The 22,427-nt window shown below is 63.8% G+C and carries 17 protein-coding genes; all 17 read left to right on the plus strand.

Going from position 1 to position 22,427, the window contains the following annotated elements; genetic code table 11:
* Positions 1–42 precede the first annotated feature (42 nt).
* A complete protein-coding gene (gene hisS / locus DF200_RS02245) occupies positions 43–1,428 on the plus strand; it encodes a histidine--tRNA ligase (protein WP_109136669.1) in 1,386 nt (461 codons plus the stop codon).
* An 82-nt stretch (positions 1,429–1,510) separates the two neighbouring features.
* Complete coding sequence (gene aspS / locus DF200_RS02250; protein WP_109136670.1) at positions 1,511–3,310, plus strand: aspartate--tRNA ligase; 1,800 nt, start codon at positions 1,511–1,513, stop codon at positions 3,308–3,310.
* A 102-nt stretch (positions 3,311–3,412) separates the two neighbouring features.
* On the plus strand, positions 3,413–3,964 hold the full coding sequence (locus DF200_RS02255; RefSeq protein ID WP_193903108.1) for a YbaK/EbsC family protein: 552 nt from the start codon (positions 3,413–3,415) through the stop codon (positions 3,962–3,964).
* Between the two features lie 91 nt (positions 3,965–4,055).
* On the plus strand, positions 4,056–4,826 hold the full coding sequence (locus tag DF200_RS02260) for an amino acid ABC transporter ATP-binding protein (protein WP_109136671.1): 771 nt from the start codon (positions 4,056–4,058) through the stop codon (positions 4,824–4,826).
* A 57-nt stretch (positions 4,827–4,883) separates the two neighbouring features.
* On the plus strand, positions 4,884–5,708 hold the full coding sequence (locus tag DF200_RS02265; protein WP_170112471.1) for a glutamate ABC transporter substrate-binding protein: 825 nt from the start codon (positions 4,884–4,886) through the stop codon (positions 5,706–5,708).
* Position 5,709: 1 nt separating this feature from the next.
* Positions 5,710–6,387: an amino acid ABC transporter permease gene (locus tag DF200_RS02270; RefSeq protein WP_109136673.1), complete on the plus strand. Its 678-nt coding sequence runs from the start codon at positions 5,710–5,712 to the stop codon at positions 6,385–6,387.
* Positions 6,388–6,394: 7 nt separating this feature from the next.
* Positions 6,395–7,606, plus strand: a complete 1,212-nt coding sequence (locus DF200_RS02275) for an amino acid ABC transporter permease (protein ID WP_109136674.1) — start codon at positions 6,395–6,397, stop codon at positions 7,604–7,606.
* A 151-nt stretch (positions 7,607–7,757) separates the two neighbouring features.
* A complete protein-coding gene (locus DF200_RS02280; RefSeq protein ID WP_109136675.1) occupies positions 7,758–8,489 on the plus strand; it encodes a ubiquinone/menaquinone biosynthesis methyltransferase in 732 nt (243 codons plus the stop codon).
* 82 nt (positions 8,490–8,571) lie between these two features.
* Positions 8,572–10,179: a bifunctional metallophosphatase/5'-nucleotidase gene (locus DF200_RS02285; RefSeq protein WP_109136676.1), complete on the plus strand. Its 1,608-nt coding sequence runs from the start codon at positions 8,572–8,574 to the stop codon at positions 10,177–10,179.
* Positions 10,180–10,224: 45 nt separating this feature from the next.
* Positions 10,225–11,223 (plus strand): PPK2 family polyphosphate kinase, encoded by a 999-nt coding sequence (locus DF200_RS02290; RefSeq protein ID WP_109136677.1) that lies wholly within the window; start codon positions 10,225–10,227, stop codon positions 11,221–11,223.
* Between the two features lie 35 nt (positions 11,224–11,258).
* Positions 11,259–13,811 (plus strand): DEAD/DEAH box helicase, encoded by a 2,553-nt coding sequence (locus tag DF200_RS02295; RefSeq protein WP_241520091.1) that lies wholly within the window; start codon positions 11,259–11,261, stop codon positions 13,809–13,811.
* Between the two features lie 48 nt (positions 13,812–13,859).
* Positions 13,860–15,251, plus strand: a complete 1,392-nt coding sequence (locus tag DF200_RS02300) for a replication-associated recombination protein A (RefSeq protein ID WP_109136678.1) — start codon at positions 13,860–13,862, stop codon at positions 15,249–15,251.
* 105 nt (positions 15,252–15,356) lie between these two features.
* Complete coding sequence (gene mtrA / locus DF200_RS02305; RefSeq protein WP_109136755.1) at positions 15,357–16,028, plus strand: MtrAB system response regulator MtrA; 672 nt, start codon at positions 15,357–15,359, stop codon at positions 16,026–16,028.
* Between the two features lie 22 nt (positions 16,029–16,050).
* Positions 16,051–17,766 carry an MtrAB system histidine kinase MtrB gene (mtrB, locus tag DF200_RS02310; protein ID WP_158275749.1) on the plus strand — a complete coding sequence of 572 codons (1,716 nt, stop codon included), beginning with the start codon at positions 16,051–16,053 and terminating at the stop codon, positions 17,764–17,766.
* Positions 17,759–19,501, plus strand: a complete 1,743-nt coding sequence (locus DF200_RS02315; protein WP_241520097.1) for an LpqB family beta-propeller domain-containing protein — start codon at positions 17,759–17,761, stop codon at positions 19,499–19,501. Before mtrB ends, DF200_RS02315 begins: the two co-directional genes overlap by 8 nt.
* A 267-nt stretch (positions 19,502–19,768) precedes the next feature.
* A complete protein-coding gene (gene fruE / locus DF200_RS02320) occupies positions 19,769–20,761 on the plus strand; it encodes a fructose ABC transporter substrate-binding protein FruE (protein WP_109136681.1) in 993 nt (330 codons plus the stop codon).
* Positions 20,762–20,896: 135 nt separating this feature from the next.
* Positions 20,897–22,426 carry a fructose ABC transporter ATP-binding protein FruK gene (gene fruK, locus DF200_RS02325; RefSeq protein WP_109136682.1) on the plus strand — a complete coding sequence of 510 codons (1,530 nt, stop codon included), beginning with the start codon at positions 20,897–20,899 and terminating at the stop codon, positions 22,424–22,426.
* Position 22,427: the final 1 nt, after the last annotated feature.

The following is a 22,427-nucleotide window of genomic DNA, read 5'->3' on the forward strand; positions in this document are numbered from 1 at the left end:
GAAGCCACGGTTTTTCCACAACTAGACCTATTATATGGACTCGTGGCAAAAGGTGCATCATTATCAGGTTTCCCGGAGTGGCTTCCCGAAGAACGGGTCGTCGAACAGCAGGCTATCGACACGCTCCGTAGGATTTTCGAACTCAACGGGTTCCTCGGCATCGAGACGAGGGCGGTGGAACAGGGCTCAAGCCTCCTCAAGAAGGGCGAGACCAGCAAGGAGATCTATCTGCTGTCCCGTCTTCAGGAGGTCGGCAAGGAGAACGACACGCCCGTCGAGGACCGTCTCGGCCTGCACTTCGATCTGACCGTGCCGCTGAGCCGGTACGTCGTGGAGCATTCCGGCGACGTCGTGTTCCCGTTCAAGCGCTGGCAGATCCAGAAGGTCTGGCGTGGCGAACGTCCGCAGGAAGGGCGTTTCCGCGAGTTCATCCAGGCCGATATCGACGTGGTCGGCAACGGCGACCTGCCGTCCCACTACGAAGTGGAGCTTCCGCTCGTCATGGTCTCCGCCCTTGAGGCCCTGCGCCGGTTCGGCCTGCCCAAGGCGACCGTCCACGCCAACAACCGCAAGCTTTCCGAGGGCTTCTACCGCGGTCTCGGTCTCACCGACATCGAAGGGGTGCTGCGCGAGATCGACAAGCTCGACAAGATCGGCGCCGACGAGGTGTCCAAGCTGCTCGTCTCCGAATGCGGTGCCAGCGAGGCGCAGGCATCGGCGTGTCTCGATCTCGCGGGGCTGAGCGCGGCCACCGGCGATGAGCTGGGGGAGCGTTTCCGCGAACTGTGCGCAAAGCATGGCATCGAGGAATCCTCCGACGCCTACCGTCTGGCGAGCGAAGGTCTCGGAACGCTTGCGATGATCGTCGACGAGGCGGCCCGCATCCGACCGGGCGCGGTCGTCGCCGACCTCAAGATCGCCCGCGGCCTTGACTACTACACCGGCTCCGTCTACGAGACGTTCCTCGACGGCGCCCCGTCGCTCGGGTCGATCTGCTCCGGAGGCCGCTACGACAATCTCGCCTCCCAGGGCAGCAGGAAGTATCCGGGCGTGGGCCTGTCCATCGGCCTTTCCCGGCTGGTGTCCTACATGCTGCACACCGCCGGGGCCAGGGCCAGCCGCCAGTCCCCGGCCGCCGTGCTCGTGGCCGTGTGGAACGAGGACGAGCGCGGCCGGGCCAATCGCATCGCCGAGGCGCTGCGGGCCCGTGGCATCGCCACCGATGTGGCTCCGACGGCGGCCAAGCTCGGCAAGCAGATCAGATACGCCGACAGGCTGGGCATCCCCTACGTGTGGTTCCCCGGACAGGACGGGGCGGGTGACGAGGTGAAGAACATCGTCACCGGAGACCAGACAGGCGCCGACTCCGGGTCATGGCGTCCCGACGGGGCCTTCGCCGGCCAGAGCATCGAATGCGGGGACCGGTGACGGCTCCCGTTCCGTCATGGGTCCGCATAGGCGATTCGATATAATACGTGAGATTTCCAATCCATAGGAGGATAGAGGCACAATGAGCCAGACGGCTTACAGAACACAGCACGCCACCGAGGTGACCGAGGCGCTTGTCGGCCGGAAGGTCACGCTCGCCGGTTGGGTGGACCGCCGCCGCGACCACGGCGGGGTGGCGTTCATCGATCTGCGCGACAGCACCGGTCTGGTGCAGGTCGTCATCTACGACGAGGAGGTGGCCCGCCCGCTCAGGAGCGAGTTCGTCATCCAGGTCGTCGGCGAGGTCCGCCTGCGTCCCGAGGGCAACGAGAACGACCACCTCGCCACCGGCAGGATCGAGGTCGTCGCCGAGGACATCACCATTCTCGCCAAGTCCGACGCCCTGCCCTTCCAGGTGTCCACCGCTCTTGAGAACGAGTCCGAGAACAAGCTGCCCGGCGAGGATGTGCGCCTCAAGTACCGTTACCTCGACCTGCGCCGTCCGTCCATGCAGCATAATCTCAAGCTGCGCTCCGACATGGCCAAGGCGGCCCGTCACGCCCTTGAGGACATGGACTTCACCGAGGTCGAGACCCCGACCTTCATCAAGTCCACCCCGGAGGGCGCCCGTGACTTCCTCGTGCCCGCCCGCCTTGTGCCCGGTTCCTGGTACGCACTGCCCCAGTCCCCGCAGCTGCTCAAGCAGCTGCTCATGGTCTCCGGCGTCGAACGCTATTACCAGCTGGCCCGTTGCTACCGTGACGAGGACTTCCGCGCCGACCGCCAGCCGGAATTCACCCAGCTCGACATGGAGATGGCCTACGTCGACCAGGAGGATGTCATGGCCATGGCCGAGAAGGTCATCTCCGCCATCTGGAAGTCCGCAGGCTACGACATCAAGCTGCCGATCGATCGCATCAGCTGGCAGGACGCCATGGATAAGTATGGCTCGGACAAGCCCGACCTGCGTTTCGGCAACCAGATCGTCGAACTGACCGAATACTTCAAGGACACCCCGTTCCGCGTGTTCCAGGCTCCGTACGTCGGCGCCGTCGTCTACAAGGGCGCCGCCGACCTGCCCCGTCGCAAGTTCGATGCATGGCAGGACTGGGCTCGACAGCGTGGGGCCAAGGGCCTCGCCTATGTGCAGTTCTCCGCCGACGGCAACCTCAAGGGGCCCGTCGCCAAGAACCTGTCCGACGCCGAACGCGACGGCCTTCGTGAGGCGGTCGGTGCGGAACCCGGCGATGCCGTGTTCTTCGCCGCCGGTGCCCGTGAGTCCTCCCAGCTGCTGCTCGGCGCCGTCCGCGTCGAGATCGCCCGCCGCCAGGGCCTGCTCGATCCCAAGAAGTTCGCCTTCACCTGGGTCGTCGACTTCCCGCTGTTCAAGCCCACCGACGATCCGGATGATGACGACGTCGCCGTCGGCCACTCCAAGTGGACGTCCATGCACCACCCGTTCACCATGCCGAGCGCCGACTGGCTCGACAGGTTCGACAAGGACCCCGAACATGCCATGTCCGACTCCTACGACATCGTCTGCAACGGCGAGGAGATGGGCGGCGGTTCGGTGCGTATCCACCGTGACGACATCCAGAACCGTGTGCTCGACGTTCTCGGCATCACCAAGGAGGAGGCCGACGAGAAGTTCGGATTCCTCCTTGAGGCATTCAAGTACGGTGCGCCGCCCCACGCCGGCATCGCCCTCGGCTGGGACCGCACCGTGTCGATCCTCGCAGGCGCCGATTCCATCCGCGACGTCATCGCCTTCCCGAAGGCGGGCGGCGGCCGCGACCCGCTGACGGGCGCCCCGGCCCCGATCTCCGACGAGCAGCGTGCGGAGACCGGAGTCGACTACGACCCCGAAGAGGATGAGGACTGATAACGGTTCATAGGCAATACGAATAGCGCCATCGGCATGTGCCGGTGGCGCTTTCGTTATCCTCTATGCACAGGGCCGGGCACTTATGGACGGGGGGAAGGCATGGCATTGGAGATACTGGACTGGCATGATGGACGGCTGTTGGCGAAGCCGGTGTTCGACGCGTTGAACGGGCTCATCGCCTCAGGTGTCGCCGAATCGAAGATTCTCGGCGTCACCGAGAACACCGACGAGGAGTCCGACACGGACCTGTGGTGTCCGAAATACGAGATTCCGTTCTCCACGACAGGCAACGTCGTGATCGTGCATACGCATAAGACCCGTAAGGCGCCGCCGCTGTTCGCCGCGGCGTTCGTCACCGCCGACACTCGTGCCGACCTCAATGGTCTGGTCAAGCACACGCTCGGGGTAAGCAAGGTCTCGTTCGCGCCCATCGCCGCCGCGGTCGAGGCGACCGGCATGGAATCCGGCGGCATGTCGCCCATCGGTCTTCCGGAAGGCTGGCCGTTGCTCGTCGACGCGCGCATCACGGGCATACCGCGGCTGTATCTGGGATCGGGAATCCGGCCGTCGAAGCTCGTGGTCGATGGATCGGTATTCGATGACATCCCCGGCGTAACGTTCGTGGAAGGCCTCGGCAGGCCTCGCGGCTGACGGGTCGCCGCGCATACGCCGCAAGGCCGTGCATATTGTCCACGCGCCGGACGTAAAACGTTTGAAATGGGGCATGGGCTATACTGCACGTATGTCAGAAGAGAAAATTTACCGTACGGACGAATCCCGTCCACTTGTGGAACTCACCCATGTGGAGAAGCATTTCGGCGATCTCCATGTGCTCAAGGACATCAACCTGAAGGTCGCCAAGGGCGAGGTGCTCGTCGTCGTCGGCCCGTCCGGCTCCGGCAAATCCACCATGTGCCGCACCATCAACCGTCTGGAGACCATCGACTCCGGCGACATCCGCATCGACGGCAAGCCCCTGCCGCAGGAGGGCAGGGAACTGGCCCGTCTGCGCGCCGAGGTCGGCATGGTGTTCCAGTCGTTCAATCTGTTCGCCAACAAGACGATTCTCGAAAACGTCGCCCTGGCGCCCATCCGCGTGCGCCACATGGCCAAGAAGGATGCCGAGGACCAGGCCATGGAGCTGCTGGCCCGCGTCGGCGTAGACTCCCAGGCGTCCAAGATGCCGGCGCAGCTTTCCGGAGGCCAGCAGCAACGCGTGGCCATCGCGCGAGCCCTGGCCATGCACCCCAAGGTCATGCTGTTCGACGAGCCGACCTCCGCGCTCGACCCGGAAATGGTCAACGAGGTGCTCGACGTCATGATCGAACTGGCCCATGAGGGCATGACCATGATCTGCGTCACCCACGAGATGGGATTCGCGCGTCGCGCGGCCGACCGCATCGTGTTCATGGCCGATGGGCAGATCCTCGAAGAGGCGGCGCCCGACGAGTTCTTCGACCATCCGAAGAGCGACCGCGCCAAGGATTTCCTTTCCAAGATCCTTACGCACTGATCTTCGACATCGCAGGAACAGGAGAAGAACGAGAGATTGACTATGAGCACAGTGACGATGGCCGTGAAACGGCTGTGGAAGAGACTGCTCGCCGTGGTATGCGTCGTGGCATGCATATGCTCCGTCGCCGCCTGCGGATCGGGCGACGAGTCGGGCAAGATCCGCATCGGCATCAAATTCGACCAGCCCGGACTCGGCTTCAAGAAATCCGGCACCTATGTGGGATTCGACGTGGACGTGGCCAGATACGTGGCCAGGCAGCTGGGGTATTCCGAGGACGCGATCGTCTGGAAGGAGGCGCCCTCCAAGCAGCGTGAGGCCATGTTGCAGAACGGCGACGTCGATATGATCCTCGCGTCGTATTCGATCACCGACGCGCGCAAGAACGCCGTGTCGTTCGCAGGCCCGTATTTCGTGGCCGGACAGGACCTGCTCGTGCGTAGGGGGGACGACGACATCAAGGGGCCCGAGGACCTCAACGGCAAGCGGCTGTGTTCGGTGACCGGCTCGACATCCGCCACCACCGTCAAGGAGAAATTCGCCAACGAGTTGCAGCTCATGGAACAGCCCGGCTACGCCGAATGCGCGACCGCGCTGTTCTCCGGCATCGTCGACGCCGTGACCACCGACGACATCATCCTTGCCGGTCTGGCCTCCGCCTCCCGCGGCAAGCTCAAGGTCGTCGGAAAGCCGTTCACGCAGGAATACTACGGGGTCGGCATCAGGAAGGGCGACAAGGCGTTCGCGAGGAAAATCAACAGGGCCATCGAAACCATGATCAGGGACGGATCGTGGGAACGCGCCATCGAAGACAACACCAAGGGCACCGGATACCGGCCGAACGCCGAATACAATCCGCCGAAACCGACGGAGGGGGAGTGACATGGAAAGCCTCGTCAGACTGTTCTCCGAATACGATATTCCCGCCGCGTTCCTCGTCAACATCGAATTGACGCTGTGGTCGGCGTTGTTCTCGCTCATCCTCGGCGTCGTGCTCGTGATGATGCGCATCTCTCCCATCGGCTCCATGAGGGCGGTCGCCGGCGCCTACGTGGAGTTCTTCAAGAACATGCCGCTCACCATCATCATGGTGTTCATGGTGCTGGGGGCTTACGCGCAGCTCAAGCTCACGTTCTCCGACACGTTCGCCACGAACTTCTTCTGGCTCGCCGTGACCGGATTGAGCCTGTACACCGCGGCGTTCGTGTGCGAGTCGCTGCGGTCCGGCATCAACACGGTCCCGCTCGGCCAGGCCGAGGCCGCTCGCGCCCTGGGACTGGGCTTCATGCAGTCCGCCACCGAGATCATCCTGCCGCAGGCGTTCCGCGGCTCCGTCGCCCCCTTGGGCAACACATTCATCGCGCTGCTCAAGAACTCCACCGTCGCCGCTGCCGCATCGGTGGCCACGGAGACGTCGTCGCTCATGAGCCAGATGATCGAATATCATCCCGATGTGATCGTTTCGATCTTCCTGATCTTCGCATTCGGCTATGTGATCCTCATCATCCCCATCGGCATGTTGACCACATACCTGTCCAACAAGCTCGCGGTAAGAAGGTGATCCGGCAATGAACAACACATCCTCATCGGTCCTGTTCGACCAGCCCGGCCCCAGGGGGCGGCGCCGCATCGCCGTCATCAACTGGGCCGCGGCGATCTGCTTCCTCGCCGTCCTCGCGCTCATCCTGATGCGTCTGCACAATCCCCCGGACGGCGAGAACCAGCTTGACTGGCAGCTGTGGAGACCTGCGCTCGAAAAGGAGGCGTGGACGGACTTCTATCTTCCCGGCCTGTGGATGACCGTCAAGGCGTCCGTTCTCGCAGTCGTCGGATCGGTCGCCTTCGGACTGCTCTTCGGTTTCGGCCGCCTGCTGCCCAACGTCGTCGTCCGGGGCGCGTCCGCGGTCGTCGTGGAATTCTGCCGTGCCGTGCCCGTACTGTTGCTCATGATCTTCTTCTGGCGATGGTTCGCCTTCGCCGGGATGCAGGAACCGTCGTACTGGGCGGTGGTCCTCGCCCTGGTGCTCTACAACGGTTCCGTGGTAGCCGAGCTCGTGCGCTCCGGCGTCGGCAACTTGCCCGGAGGGCAGCGCGAGGCGGCCCTGGCGTTGGGCCTGACCCGCACCGAATCACTGATGCAGATCGAGGTGCCGCAGGCCATCAACGCCATGCTCCCCGCGGCGGTCACCCAGCTGGTCGTCGTGCTCAAGGACACCGCCCTCGGGTCCATCATCATGTACACCGACCTGCTGCAGGAGTCCCGGCGTCTTGGCTCGATGTATTTCAACATCCTGCAGGCCCTTGTCGTGGCGGGCATCGTCTACTTCTTCGCATGCTGGCTGCTGTCCCGCCTCGCCGAATGGCTGCCCGAGCACATGCAGCAGCGCACCGCCGCGCCTGTCGACACCGAACCGGTGGCGCCCATCGCCGTCATGGACCCCTCCAACGTCAATCAGATAGCCGTGGCCAAGGAGGTCGAGGAACTGCCGCTCGGCGGCACCCCGCGCAAGTACCATGCGCACCACCGTGGCACGAACGCATCGATCCACAACTGGCGTCGAACCCGCTACGAGCAGGGGTACGACGAGACGCATCCCGACAACCGGGACGTCAAGGCCGATGGCGAACACGAAGGATCGCCGGCGACGAAGACCGAAGCGCGGCACGAGTCGAGGAAGAGCTTCTCGGGAGACCATCATCGTTTCGGGGCGGCGTCTTTCAAGCGTGGCGACGGCATCGGCGGAGGACGTGACGGCATCGGTGGAAAGCCGAAGATCTGACCGTTCCCGGCCGGCCGTGGCCCGCATTCACCGAGGCCTCCGCATGACCCTGCGGAGGCCTCTTCGTCCCGGACGGATATGCGGGGCGGAATCGGGCCCGTCGTACGCGACGCGTATGGACGGTCCGGGGCGCACGCGGTATCGTGAACGCATGGATACGGACTCCCTCAAGGATGTACGGCGGCAGGCCGCCATGTTCTCCACGATCTCGGAACGATACGACCTGGTCAACGATCTGGCGTCGCTGGGGCAGGACCTTCTCTGGCGGCGAGCCGCGGTGCGGGCGATGAAGGCCTCCTATGACGGTTCCCTCGTCGGGCTGAGAATCCTGGACGTCGCATGTGGGACCGGATCGTCGTCCCGCGCGTTCGCGGATGAGGGGGCCCTCGTCACCGGATGCGATATCGCCGACGGCATGCTCGGCGTGGCCCGACGCCGGGAACGTCGCAGCCGTTCACATGGTGCCCGGCGGCCCATGATCCGCTACATCGCCGCGGATGCCATGCGTCTGCCGTTCGGTGATGCGGCATTCGACGCGGTGACGGTCTCCTACGGTCTGAGGAACATGCCCCGTCCAGGGACGGCGCTCGAACAGATGCGCCGCGTATGCCGTCCGGGAGGCCGTATCGTCGTGCTGGATTTCGATATGCCGTCCGATCCCTGCTGGCGTCTCATCTATACGCGGTACGCCACGGCGGTCCTTCCGGTTCTGGGAGGCGTTCTCGGGGGAGACCGCGACGCCTACCGGTATCTCAACGCGTCCATCGACTCGTGGCCCGGGCGGAGGGGCGTGGCCGGGATGCTGCGTGACGCCGGCTGGCGTGACGTTGCCGTGCGGCCGCTGTCAGGAGGCATCGCGTCGTTGTGTCGGGCCGTCGCATAGGAGCCAAGAATTCACCATGCCGTAGTCTCCAATCCGGTTACGCCATCGTCGTCGTCAACTTCGCGCCGGTATCCTTACGGCCGTGGGATTCGAGAGCAATACCAAAAGAAGCACCCTGTTCTGGACGTTGAAGAGCGTTGCGGTCCTTGCGGCGATCTCGCTGCTCGCCGGCACGGCCGCCGCGCAGACCACGAACGCCACCGAGGACGTCAGGAAGATCACCATCGCCGACATCACCGATTTCCACGGCCACATCGAAAACGGACGGTGGGTGGATGAACGATTCGACAAGGCCAGGGAATACAATCCCGGCAATACGGTGCTCGTATCCACGGGAGATCTCGTAGGAGGCTCCCCATACGAGTCCTCGTCCCAACATGACGCCCCCACCCTGGCCATGGCCCAGGCGTGGGGGCTCGGCATATCCGCCATGGGCAACCATGAACTGGACCGCGGCGTCGGTGATTTCAACGGTCGTGTGGCGGATCCCGCCAACCACATCGACTGGCTCGCCGCCAACGTGCGCAAGACGGGGCGGTTCTCCAATCTGCGTGATTACACGATGCGGGTGGCCAACGGCAAGCGTGTGGCGTTCGTAGGCGCCGTCACCGACGGTCTGGGTTCCGTTCTGTCCCGCGACGTGATGCAGAACGTCCAACTGGAGGAGAAGGCCGTCGCCTCCGTCAACCGGGTGGCCGACATGCTGTCCGACGGAGACGAGAGCAACGGGGAGGCCGATGCCGTCGTCGCACTCATCCACGAGGACGCCGATATCGTGGCCCATGATCCGGTCGGGCTCGACCGCAACGTCGACCTGATTTATACAGGCCACACCCATGCGGTCAAAACGGGCCGTCACACCCGATCGGGCGCCCCCATCATCGAAGCGGGAAGCTTCGGCGAGCAGATGGCCGTTCAGGATCTGGAGGTCAGGGGAAGCGGACCGGCCGCAAAGGTCATGGTACGGGACGCATTCGGCTCACCTGTCGTCGAACGGACAGGCACGGACCCCGACCCGGCCCGGGCCATCAACGCCGCACAGACCTCGGAAGCACCCCGTCAGCGCGTGGACTCCATCATCCGTCAGGCATACGATTCCGCCCGTCGCAGGGGAAACGTCGTGGTCTCGTCCACCGACGACCCCTATTCCAGGACCACGCCCGGGGGACTCGACCGTCTGGGAGGCCTCATCGCCGACGCCGCGCTTGACGGCGCCAGACGCACCACCATCGGGGCGAAGGCGGAAGTGGGCTTCGTCAACCCCGGCAGTCTGCGCACCCGGGCGCTCGATCTCGACGGCGACGGATTCATCACCGTGCGTGAGACGAAGGATATGATGGCCCTGCAATTCGACAACGCGGTGACGACGCTCACCGGTTCCCGGCTGAAACGCGTCATCGCACGGCAATGGCATCGCGGGGACGGAGTCTGGCGCAGCGGCCATCTCGGCATATCGTCGAACGTGCGGTATGACATGAGCTTCGATGACGACGAACCACGCGTGGAACATCTCACCGTCGACGGACGCCCCGTCTCCGACGACGACCGGATCGTCGTGGCCGGCAACACGTTCCTGCTCACCGGGGGCGACGGGTATACGGCGTTCCGTGAGGGTGTGGACTACGCCGACACCCATGTGCCGTATGCGCAGACGCTCATCGACTACCTGAAATCCCGCGGACAGGACTGAACGGTACTAAAGTGGTCTCCACCATCTCGACGTGGAGGAGGCATCATGGGCGACACGCGATACATCAACAGCGCGCTCAAGAGCGCATCAAGCAGCAGCCGGGGGCTTGACAAGGCCATCAAGCAGCGCAAATCGTTGCAGAAGCGGCTGCGGCTCGCATCAGAGACCTCGCAGCTGCTCAGTTCGGTCTGGAGCAAGCACCCCTCCTCACGCCTGCGATTCGGGCAGGGGGTCATCGACCTCGCCGACGTCCGGGGAGGCTCCACCCCCGGATTCCACGCCACCGCCGAGGAAGGAGAACGATTCATCCAGTTGAGCGCCACTGAGATCGCGCGATACCAGAACCTCCTGTACGCCAACGGCGCCAAGGGCGGGCGCCGCCGCCTGCTCATCGTCCTGCAGGGCATGGACGCCTCCGGGAAGGGAGGCATCGTCCGACACGTGTTTCGCCAGGTCAATCCCATGGGCGTACACTATCACGGCTTCGGCAGGCCCACGGACGAGGAGGCCTCGCATGACTTCCTCTGGCGGATCCGCCGCGAACTGCCGCAGGACGGATGGATCTCCATCTTCGACCGGTCCCATTACGAGGACGTCGTCATGCCGAACGTGTACGGCACCATGGAGGAGAAGGCGTGGCGGCCTCGATACGACACGATACGGCGTTTCGAGAAGGGGCTGGTCGCAGACGGCTGCGCCATCATCAAGATATTCCTCGTCGTCTCGCGTGCGGCGCAGCGCAGACAGTTCGTCGAACGGCTCGACGATCCGACGAAGCATTGGAAATTCGACGTGTCCGACCTCGATGCGCGCGAACGCTGGGACGACTACATGGCCGCATGGCAGGAGACGTTCGAACAGACCTGCACCGACTATGCGCCGTGGTACGTCGTGCCCGCCGACAACCGCTGGTATTCCAGGGCCGTGGTATCGGAACTGCTGAGGGTGACGCTCAAAGCCATGGAGCTCAACTGGCCCGAAGCGGACTTCGACCTCGACGAGGCCCGTCGACGGCTTTGCGATGACGCGAAACCCGGCCTGTGACGACACCGACCGGCGTACACGATACACTGGAGCGCGTGGAACAAGGGACTTTGGAAGCGCTGATTCCGGGATACGGAGACGACGACCGCAATCTGGGCGCGGATGACATCTACGACCGTTTCTTCGACTGGGTCGCCTCTCGGGGCATCACCCCGTGGCCGCATCAGGAGGACGCCGTGCTCTCGCTGCTGGCCGGCGATCACGTGATACTGTCCACGCCCACCGGCTCGGGAAAGTCGCTGGTGGCGCTGGGCATGCACTTCGCCGCGTTGTGCACCGGCCGGCGTTCCTATTACACCGCTCCCATCAAGGCCCTCGTATCCGAGAAGTTCTTCGATCTCGTGGCCACGCTCGGCCGCGAGAACGTCGGCATGATCACCGGCGACACCCACATCAACCCCGACGCGCCGGTGATTTGCTGCACCGCCGAGATCCTCGCCAATCAGGCCCTGCGCGAAGGCGCGCACGCAGACATCGGATGCGTCGCCATGGACGAATTCCACTACTACGGAGACCCCGAACGCGGCTGGGCGTGGCAGGTGCCGCTGCTCACCCTGCCCAGGACGCAGTTCCTGCTCATGAGCGCCACCCTCGGCGACGTCACCGGCATCGTACAGACGCTGGAACGCCACACCGATGGAGACGTGGCCATCGTCGACGATGCGAAAAGGCCCATCCCTTTGAGCTACGAATACGTGGACACCCAGCTTGCGACGACGGTCGAGCGCACGATGAGCCGGGAGGAGTCGCCCGTCTACATCGTGCACTTCTCCCAGGATGCGGCGCTGGAGACCGCCCAGGCCCTCTCCAGCGCCGGTGTCACCACCAAGGAGCAGCGCGACCGCATCAAGGACGCCATCGCCAGCACCAGGTTCACCACCGCGTTCGGCAAGATCCTGCAACGCCTGCTACGTACCGGAATCGGCGTGCACCATGCCGGAATGCTGCCACGCTACCGCAGGCTCGTCGAACAGCTCGCCCAACAGGGCCTGCTGCCCATCATCTGCGGCACCGACACCCTCGGCGTCGGCATCAACGTGCCCATCCACACCGTCATCCTCACCCAGCTCACCAAATTCGACGGCACGCGCATGCGCAGGCTCAAGGCCAGGGAATTCCATCAGATCGCCGGCCGCGCCGGCCGGTCCGGGTTCGACACCGAAGGCCTCGTCATCGCCGAGGCCCCCGAATACGAGATCGAAAACGCGAGGGCGCTGGCCAAAGCCGGCAACGACCCGAAAAAACTCAGGAAGGTCAAGCGAAAGAAGCCCCAGGAGGGCTTCGTCACCTGGAACAGCGCCACCTTCGACAAACTCATCGACCAGCCGCCCGAAACGCTCATCCCGCACATGCGCATCACCCACTCCATGGTGCTCGCGGAAGTGGAGCAGGGAGGGGACGCCCGCGCGCGCATCAACGATCTCATCGACGATTCCGCGCAGACGCCCAAGCAGAAGGAGAAGCTGCACGAACGCGCCGACGAGATCTTCCGGACCCTCACCGACACCCAGGTCATCGAATGCAGGACCGCCCCCGACGGCACCGACGAATACCTCACCACCGTCGACCTGCCCGACGACTTCGCACTCGACCAGCCCCTCAGCCCGTTCCTGCTGGCGGCGCTCGAACTGCTCGACCCCGAATCGGAGACCTATGCGCTCGACGTGATCTCCATGGTCGAATCCACGCTCGAAGACCCCCGTCAGGTGCTGCGCGCCCAGGAGCGTCAGGCCCGAGACAAGGCGCTCGCCGACATGAAGGCCGATGGGCTAGATTACGACGAACGCATGGACCGCCTGCAGGAGATCACCTATCCCAAGCCGCTGGAGGACATGCTCGACGCCGCGTTCACCCAATACCGCCGGGACGTGCCATGGGCGAACGACTACTGGCTCAGCCCCAAATCCGTGCTGCGCGACATGGTCGAGACCGCATCCGACTTCACCGGGTACATCGCCCGCTACAACATCGCCCGGTCCGAGGGGACGCTGCTGCGGTATCTTTCCGACGCCTACCGCGTGCTTGAACGCACCGTGCCGGAGGAGAAGTATGACGATCGGCTCGACGACATCGTCGCCTGGTTGCGCGTCGTCGTACGAGGCATAGACTCCAGTCTTGTGGACGAATGGGAGAACGCCGGCGTGCAGGGGTCCGATGCGGCTGCGGCCGCCGCGCCGCCCGTTCGTCCCGACGAGGTGGTCCATGACCGGCGGGGTCTCACCGTGCTCGTGCGCAACGCGTTGTTCCACCGCATCGAGCTCATGGATCGCGAGGACACGCGGACCCTCGCCGCCCTCGACGAACAGTGGGGGATGGGCTTGCGCGACTGGGAGGACACGCTCGACGACTACTACGACGAACACGACTATGTGAACGTGGACGCCGAGGCACACTCGTCCGAGTACTTCATGCTCGACACCTCCCGGGAACGCTCCGAACACCGGTGGGTGGTCCGCCAGATCATCGACGACTCGGACGGCGACCATGACTGGGCCATCACCGGCGTCGTCAACCTCGATGCCACGCAGAACAGCGCCGAGGTGACCTTCGACGACTACCGTGTGGGGCCGGCCGACGGTCTCGGCTGATTCCGTGAATATCGAACAGCTGTTCGAAGTCTGGGATACACTGGCAATATGTCCGAAACAGGTATGGATGATCTCTTCAGCACGGCATCGGCCCCACGGGACGTGACCCGTCCGCTCGCCGTCCGCATGCGCCCGGCGTCGCTCGACGACGTTGTCGGCCAGGACCATGCCCTGACCGACGGTTCGCCTCTCCGACGCCTTGCGTCACCGGCCAGCCGCGGGTCGTTGACCGCGCCGAGCTCGGTGATTCTGTTCGGTCCCCCCGGAGTCGGCAAGACCACCCTTGCCTATATCGTGGCCAAGCGATCCGGCAGACGGTTCGAGGAGCTCTCCGCGGTCACCTCCGGTGTCAAGGACGTCCGCGAGGTTCTCCGGCGGGCCCATGACAGCCTTGTCGCCACCGGACGTGAGACCGTGCTGTTCATCGACGAGGTGCATCGCTTCTCCAAATCACAGCAGGACGCGTTGCTGCCGAGCGTGGAGAACCGTGACGTCACCTTCATCGCGGCCACCACCGAGAACCCCAGCTTCTCCATCATCGCGCCGCTGCTGTCGCGCTCCGTCGTCGTCAAGCTCGAACCCCTCGGCCCGGACGATCTCGGAGTCCTCATCCGTCGTGCGCTGCACGACAAACGGGGTCTTGCCGGCGAGGTCAGGGCCTCCGACGAGGCCATCGCCGAAATCATTCGGCTCTCCGGCGGCGACGCCCGTAAGGCCCTCACCATCCTTGAGGCGGCAGCCGGTGCCATGACCGGTGACAGACAACGGAAAAAAGGCGCGCGAAAACCTGTCATCACGCCACAGGTCGTCTCCCAGGTCATGGACGTCGCGGCCGTAAGATACGACAAGGCCGGTGACGACCATTATGACGTCGCCAGCGCGTTCATCAAATCCATGCGCGGTTCCGATGTCGACGCGGCCCTCCACTACCTCGCCAGAATGCTGCGCGCGGGCGAGGATCCGCGATTCATCGCCAGACGCATCATGATCGCGTCGGCCGAGGAGGTCGGAATGGCGGCCCCCCAGATACTGCAGACCACCGTCGCCGCAGCCCAGGCCGTGGCCATGGTCGGCATGCCCGAAGCCCGCATCATCCTGTCCGAAGCCGTCATCGTCGTTGCCACGGCCCCCAAATCCAACGCCAGCTACAACGCCATCAACCAGGCTCTCGCGGACGTGGACGCGGGTCTGATAGGCCAGGTGCCGCTGCATCTGCGCAACGCGCCAACCAAGCTCATGAAGCAGTGGGGCAACCACGAGGGGTACCGGTACGCCCATGACGAGCCCGGCGCCGTGGCCAGCCAGCAGTATATGCCGGACGAATTGGTTGGGCGGGAGTATTATCATCCTAATGACCGGGGTTATGAGCGGGAGATAGGCCCGCGGCTGGAACGGATACGGGGCATCCTCCATGGCGAGGACGGCTCTGGACGCTCATAGCCTTCTCGATTGGCGGTAGACGTAACACACACCCGAACAAGGAGAGTTCACGTGGAGTCCAAGACGACCATTCTGATTGTGGATGACGATCAGGCGTTGGACGAGATGCTGTCCATCGTCCTCGAATCCGAAGGTTTCGCCACCGTGGTCTGCTATGACGGTCTGCGTGCCGTGGAGATGTTCCCCACCATCAGTCCCGACCTCATCCTGCTCGACGTCATGCTTCCCGGGCTTGACGGCGTGGAGGTGGCCAAGGAGATCCGCGGCGCCTCCCAGGTGCCGATCATCATGCTTACCGCGAAATCGGATACGAGGGATGTGGTCAGTGGTCTGGAGGCCGGGGCCGACGACTATGTGGCCAAGCCGTTCAAGGTGGCCGAGCTGGTGGCCAGGATCAAGGCGCGTCTCCGTGTGGCCGCCCCGCTGCTCCAGGCGAGGGACGAGGGACGGGGCGATGTCCAGGTCATCAACGAGGGTGGTGTCTCCATCAACCGTGCTGAGCACACCGCCACGAAGAACGGCGTCGACCTCAACCTCACCCCCATGGAGTTCGAGCTGTTGTTCGTCCTCGCCGCCAACAGCGGCGAGGTGCTCAGCCGGGGGGAGCTGCTGGAAAAGGTGTGGGGCTATCAGAGTTCCGGCGACGCCCGGTTGGTGAACGTGCATGTCCAGCGTCTGCGCCAAAAGGTCGAGGACAATCCCGAGCATCCGCATATCATCCAGACGGTCCGCGGGATCGGATACAAGTTCGTGCCTCCCGCCGGGGCCGCTGCCTGAGGCGTCAACGACGGGAACGACCATGATGGGGAACGAGCCCTCCTCGGACAAGGGGATTCCGCTGCTTCGGCTATGGCGACGGGTGCGCGCCGCCATACGTCGTTCCCTGCAACGGCGCATCATCGTCGTCGTCGTCCTGATGTCGCTGGCGATTGCCTTCGGCTTCTCCGTCGTGTCCGTCTTCTCGGTGCGCTCCACCCTGCTCAAGCAGGCGTCGGAGCAATCGCAACGGGACTTCACCGAGGAGGTCCAGCGCGCGCAGGCGAATCTGGATTCCTCCGATGTGATCAATCGCATAGACTACCAGCGTCTGATCACGGACCTCGCATCCACCCTGCAGGATGAGGGGAGTTCGAATCTCCTGGGCGTCTACATCGTCGGGGAGTCGGGGGAGTACGATTCGGTCGTTCCGGTGTCCACGGATCCGGAATACATGGGCCTGATCTCCGATGCCATGCGCGGAGAGGTCTCCTCCGACAAGGCGGGTGACATCTTCTACCAGCCGGTGGGTTATGGTCGTGAGAACCGGTCCGATCTGCCGGGCGCCATCCTGGGGGCCTCGCTGACCATGCCCGATGGCGACGATGTCAGCCTGTTCGCAGCATACTCATACGAGTCGCAGGAACGTTCGGTCATGAGCATACAGACCACCCTGCTGTCCTGCTCCCTGGTGCTCAGCGTGGTGATCGGTCTGATGACCTGGAGGGTGCTCCGCGGCATCATACGCCCTGTTGAATCCGTGGCCGTGGCCGCGGAGTATCTGTCCGACGGCAACCGTTCCGCAAGGGTGAAGGTCGATCGTTACGACGAGATCGGCGTACTCCAGCGTTCGTTCAACGAGATGGCCGACACGTTGAACACCACGATCGAGGAGCTGGAGACCATCAGCTCCATGCAGCGTCGCTTCGTCTCCGATGTGAGCCATGAGCTCCGGACCCCGGTGACCACCATCCGGATGGCGTCCGACCTGCTGGAATCAAGGAAGGGCGATTTCGATCCGACCACGGCCCGCACCGTGGAACTGCTCGGCGAGCAGACCACGCGCTTCCAGGACATACTCGCCGATCTGCTGGAGATCTCCCGCTACGATGCCGGGTCGGCGGCGGCCGACCTCATCGCCATGGATGTACGCAGTCCCATCAACGAAGCGGTTCGCGACGTCGCCGAGATCGCGCAGGCGAGGCAGGTGCCGATCGATGTGACGCTACCCGGACGCGAGGTCTACGCCGACATCGACGCCCGACGCATCGAGCGCATACTGAGGAACCTGTTGGGCAACGCCGTGGACTTCGCCGAGGGGAATCCGGTCGAGGTGCGCGTCGGTGCGAACGAGACGGGTGTGGTCGTCGGGGTGAGGGACTACGGCGCCGGCATCAGCCAGGAGAACCTGCCCCATGTATTCGACCGGTTCTGGCGCGCGGATGTCTCGCGCTCCCGCATCACCGGAGGCACCGGACTGGGGCTGTCCATATCCCAGCAGGACGCCCGCCTGCACCACGGCGGCATTGATGTACGGTCCGCATTGGGCAAGGGCACCTGGTTCCTGCTGTCCATTCCGGTTAAGTCGGGGGAGAGGCCCCGGCCGGAGCAGTATCCGGTCCGGTTCGCCGATGCCACGTCGATGAACGTGCTTGGGCGTTTCCTCCCCGGAGACGTCCGACGCGAGGGTTGGCGGAAGGCGGAGGAAGACGATGCACAGGGAACCGCGGAAAGCGGAGGTGAGCGTGGCGATGCGTAAGGTGACGGTCTGCGGCCGAATGATTCGCGGTGTCGCCGCCGTATGCGTCGGCGTCATGGTCCTCGGTGGCCTGAGCGCGTGCTCACTGACGCTCGGTCTGCCGACGGACGGACCGGTACAGCGGCTTTCGCAGGTCCAACGCGAGGACCACCGTGTATTCATCGATCCCCAGGGCCCAACGGACGACGCCACGCCGGGGGAGATCGTCAGAGGATTCCTCGCCGCCCTGCCGGCGGGGCCGCAGACGGACGGGTTCAAGGTGGCCCGGCAGTTCCTCACGGAGGCCGCGGCCAAGTCGTGGAAGCCCGAGACCGGTGTCGTGGTCTTTCACGGGGAGCCTGACCTGCGCGTCTCCGGGGCCGATGCCGCCACCGCGTCCGGGGCAGGCGCCGGACATGCGCAGGTCGACATGTCGTTCAGTGAAGTGGGGTCGATTGACCGCGACGGCGTCTTCGCCACGACCGGCGCCTCGCAGTCGGTCCACAAGGGTCTGACGCTCGCGAGGATCGATGGCCAATGGCGCATCGACAGGCTCCCGGCGGGAATCATGATCGAGGAATCCGATTTCCAGCAGGTGTTCCGTCAGGTGCAGCTCTACCAACGTTCCAGCTCGGCCGATACGCTCGTGCCCGACACCAGATGGTTCGGATGGAAGCAGTGGCGTACGCTCGCGGTCCGTGAGCTGCTCGACGGTTCTGCCCCATGGCTGGGCGATGCCGTCCATGCCGCATCGAACGGCAAGGTGAAGCTCGCCATGGATTCCGTGCCCTCCTCCGGCAGCCAGATCGACGTGAGGCTTTCCGATGCCGCGACCCTCTCCAGCGACGACCGTGCGATGCTGGTCCGCCAGATCAGGCTTACGCTCGGAGACGGCAACGACGATTATGACCTGCGCATCATCGACAGTTCCGGACTGGACCTGTCCGACGCCGATTCCCACATCACATTGGGTGTGGAGCAGCCGGCGAGGCATCTCTACACCCTGTCGAACCGCTCCGTCGTGTCGATTCCGTCGCAGAACCTCATCAAACTGGGCGAGGTGGAGAACGGCAAGGACGCTCGTTCCCTCGCCTTCACGTCCCGTGGCGGCGCCGTGCTGGATTCCTCGGGGACGGTGCAGTGCTTCGACCGGGGCGTCACCCCATGCGGCACGCTGTTCGACGGACGTCGCGCCCGGGTCATAACCGCCGGGACGGGGCGTGAGATATGGATGGCCGACTCGCGTGGGAACATCGCCATCGACACCGTTGACGGGGACGACGAGCATTCCCTCCTCCATGTGCCGTGGCTGGACGGGGTGAGCGTCAACGCGATGGCGGTGTCCCCGGAAGGGTCGCGCATCGTCATCGCCTTCGACGACGCCGGTGACGCCTCGTCCCGTGTGGTCATGGCGGGGGTGAGACGTGACGCCGAGAACCATGTGGCGGGACTCAGCGGAGCCTTCACGGTGCTGTCCCGCGCCTCCGGCGTGAACGCGGTGACGTTCTACAACGACACCACCGTCGTCTATTCCACGAAGGGCTCCCTGAGCGGATACCAGCAGCTCGCCCCGGGGCCTGAGTCCACGCAGCAACTGCCGAAGAACACCGTGGCGCTCGCGTCGGCGCAGATCGACCAGACGCTGAGTCTCATAGCGTTGGATGATTCCGGCAACGTTCGGTATGCGCGCGGTTCGCTCGCCTCCGCCTGGAGGATGCTGGACCTGCAGACCACTGCGATATCCAGCGGCGTATGAGCGACACGCCGTCGTTGCTGTCGCCGACACGCACAGCGATGAAGGAAATGTTCGATAATCTTTCAAAAAATAACGTTTTCCAACAAATAAGCGGTTTTTTTGTTGGAAAACGTTGCGTGAAACGTCGATAACCACACTGTTACCGTTTTGTTATCGGATGGTGTTGAGTGAGCGTTAACGAGGCTCTAATGTAAAAAACATCAACAGATGAACAAACGTCTGTTACGGCAACAGAGCGTTCTGTTGTCTTACTCAAGGAGGAGTTACATGAAGAAAGCAATCAAGTCGGGTCTGGCGGCAGTCGTCGCAGCTTCCACTCTCGTCGGCCTCGCGGCCTGCGGTGGCAGCAGCTCCAGCGATGGCGGCTCTAGCGACAGCGGCCAGAAGACCGTCGGCTTCGTCGCCGTCGGCCCCGAGGGTGGCTTCCGTACCGCTAACGAGAACGACATCAAGCAGGCGTTCAAGGACGCCGGCTTCAACCTCGTCTACTCTCCGACGCAGAACAACGATCAGCAGAAGCAGATCCAGGCATTCAACAAGTTCGTCAACGACGAGGTGGATGCGATCATCCTGTCCTCCACCGAGGATTCCGGTTGGGATGACTCCCTGAAGAAGGCCGCCGAGGCCGAGATTCCGGTCTTCACCGTCGACCGTAACGTCGAGGTCAAGGACGCGGAGGCCAAGAAGGCCATCGTCTCCCACATCGGACCGTCCAACGAGTGGGCCGGCGAGCAGGCCGCCGAGCGCATCGCCAAGGACTTCCCGAACGGTGCCAACGGCTTCATCCTGGAAGGCCCCGCAGGCCTGTCCGTGGTGAAGGACCGTGGAACCGGTTGGGAGAACAAGGTCGCCTCCAACATCAAGGTCCTTGAGTCCCAGTCCGCCAACTGGTCCACCGACGAGGCCAAGACCGTGACCGCCGGTCTGCTCGACAAGTACAAGGCCAAGAACCCGCAGTTCATCTTCGCCCAGAACGATGAGATGGGCATCGGCGCCGCTCAGGCCGTCGACGCCGCCGGACTCAAGGGCAAGGTCAAGATCGTGACCATCGACGGTACCGAGGCCGCCCTGAAGGCCGTCGTCGCCGGCGATCTCGACTTCGTCATCGAGTACAACCCGATCTTCGGCAAGGAGACCGCCCAGGCCGTGAAGGACAAGCTGGACGGAAAGACCCCGGAGGCCGACATCCAGATCGAATCCAAGACCTTCGACGCCGCAGCCGCCAAGACGGCCCTCGACTCCGGCGAGCGCAAGTACTGATTCGGTACCGAACGCCTCATAAGCCAAACGCATTGCATTGAACGGTGTATCAGCGGACGACCCTCTGATACACCGTTCAGCATGTCTGGCGCAAATGTCACAAAACGATAACATCCCCTTTCGTAAGGCAAAGACATGACAGATAAACAACCGATCGTCGTGATGAAGGGTATCACGATCGAATTCCCTGGTGTCAAGGCTCTGGACGGTGTCAATCTTCGTCTCTTCCCCGGCGAGGTCCACGCTCTCATGGGTGAGAACGGCGCCGGCAAGTCCACGATGATCAAGGCCCTGACCGGCGTGTACAAGATCGACGCAGGCTCCATCACCGTCGACGGCAAGCCCACGCAGCTCAACGGCACTCTGGACGCCCAGAACGCCGGTATCGCCACCGTGTACCAGGAAGTCAACCTGTGCACCAACCTCTCCATCGGCGAGAACGTGATGCTCGGCCACGAGAAGCGCGGCCCGTTCGGCATCGACTGGAAGAAGACCCACGCCGAGGCACGCAAGCACCTCGCCAAGATGGGCCTTGACCATCTCAACCCCCGCGCACCGCTGAGCTCGATCTCCATCGCCATGCAGCAGCTGGTCGCCATCGCACGCGCCATGGTCATCGACGCCAAGGTGCTCATCCTCGACGAACCGACCTCCTCGCTGGACGCCAACGAGGTCCAGGACCTGTTCGCCATCATGCGCAAGGTCCGCGACTCCGGAGTGGCCATCCTCTTCGTCTCCCACTTCCTCGACCAGATCTATGAGATCACCGACCGTCTGACGATTCTGCGCAACGGCCAGTTCATCAAGGAGGTCATGACCAAGGAGACGCCGCGCGACGAGCTCATCGGCATGATGATCGGCAAGTCCGCCGCCGAGCTGAGCCAGATCGGCGCCAAGAAGGCGCGCCGGGAGATCAAACCCGGCGAAAAGCCCGTCGTCACCATCAAGCAGCTTGGCCGCAAGGGACAGATCGAGCCAACGAACCAGGACGTGTACGCGGGCGAGGTCGTCGGCTTCGCAGGTCTGCTTGGCTCCGGTCGTACCGAGCTCGGCCGTCTGATGTTCGGCGCCGACAAGCCCGACCACGGCGAGTACATGCTCAATGGCAAGAAGGTCAACATCGACAGCCCGTACGTCGCGCTGAAGAACGGCATCGCCTACTCCACCGAGAACCGTCGAGACGAAGGCATCGTCGCCGACCTGACCGTCCGCCAGAACATGCTCATCGCCCTGCAGGCCATCCGCGGCATGTTCAACCCGATTCCCAAGAAGGAAGCGGACGAGATCGTCGACAAGTACATGAAGGAGCTCAACGTCCGTCCGCCGGATCCGAACAAGCTCATCAAGAACCTCTCCGGCGGCAACCAGCAGAAGGTGCTGATCGCCCGCTGGCTCGCCATCCAGCCCAAGCTGCTCATCCTCGACGAGCCGACCCGAGGCATCGACATCGGCGCCAAGGCCGAGATCCAGCAGAAGGTCCTCGAACTCGCCGCCGAGGGCATGGGCGTGGTCTTCATCTCCTCCGAGCTCGAAGAGGTGGTTCGACTCTCCGACACCATCACCGTGCTCAAGGACCACAAGAAGATCGCAGACATCGTAAACGACGACACCGTCTCGCAGGCAACCATCGTCGAGACGATCGCAAATTCCGGAAAGGAGGCGTGAG

Source organism: Bifidobacterium catulorum, from assembly GCF_003129925.1.
GTDB lineage: Bacteria > Actinomycetota > Actinomycetes > Actinomycetales > Bifidobacteriaceae > Galliscardovia > Galliscardovia catulorum.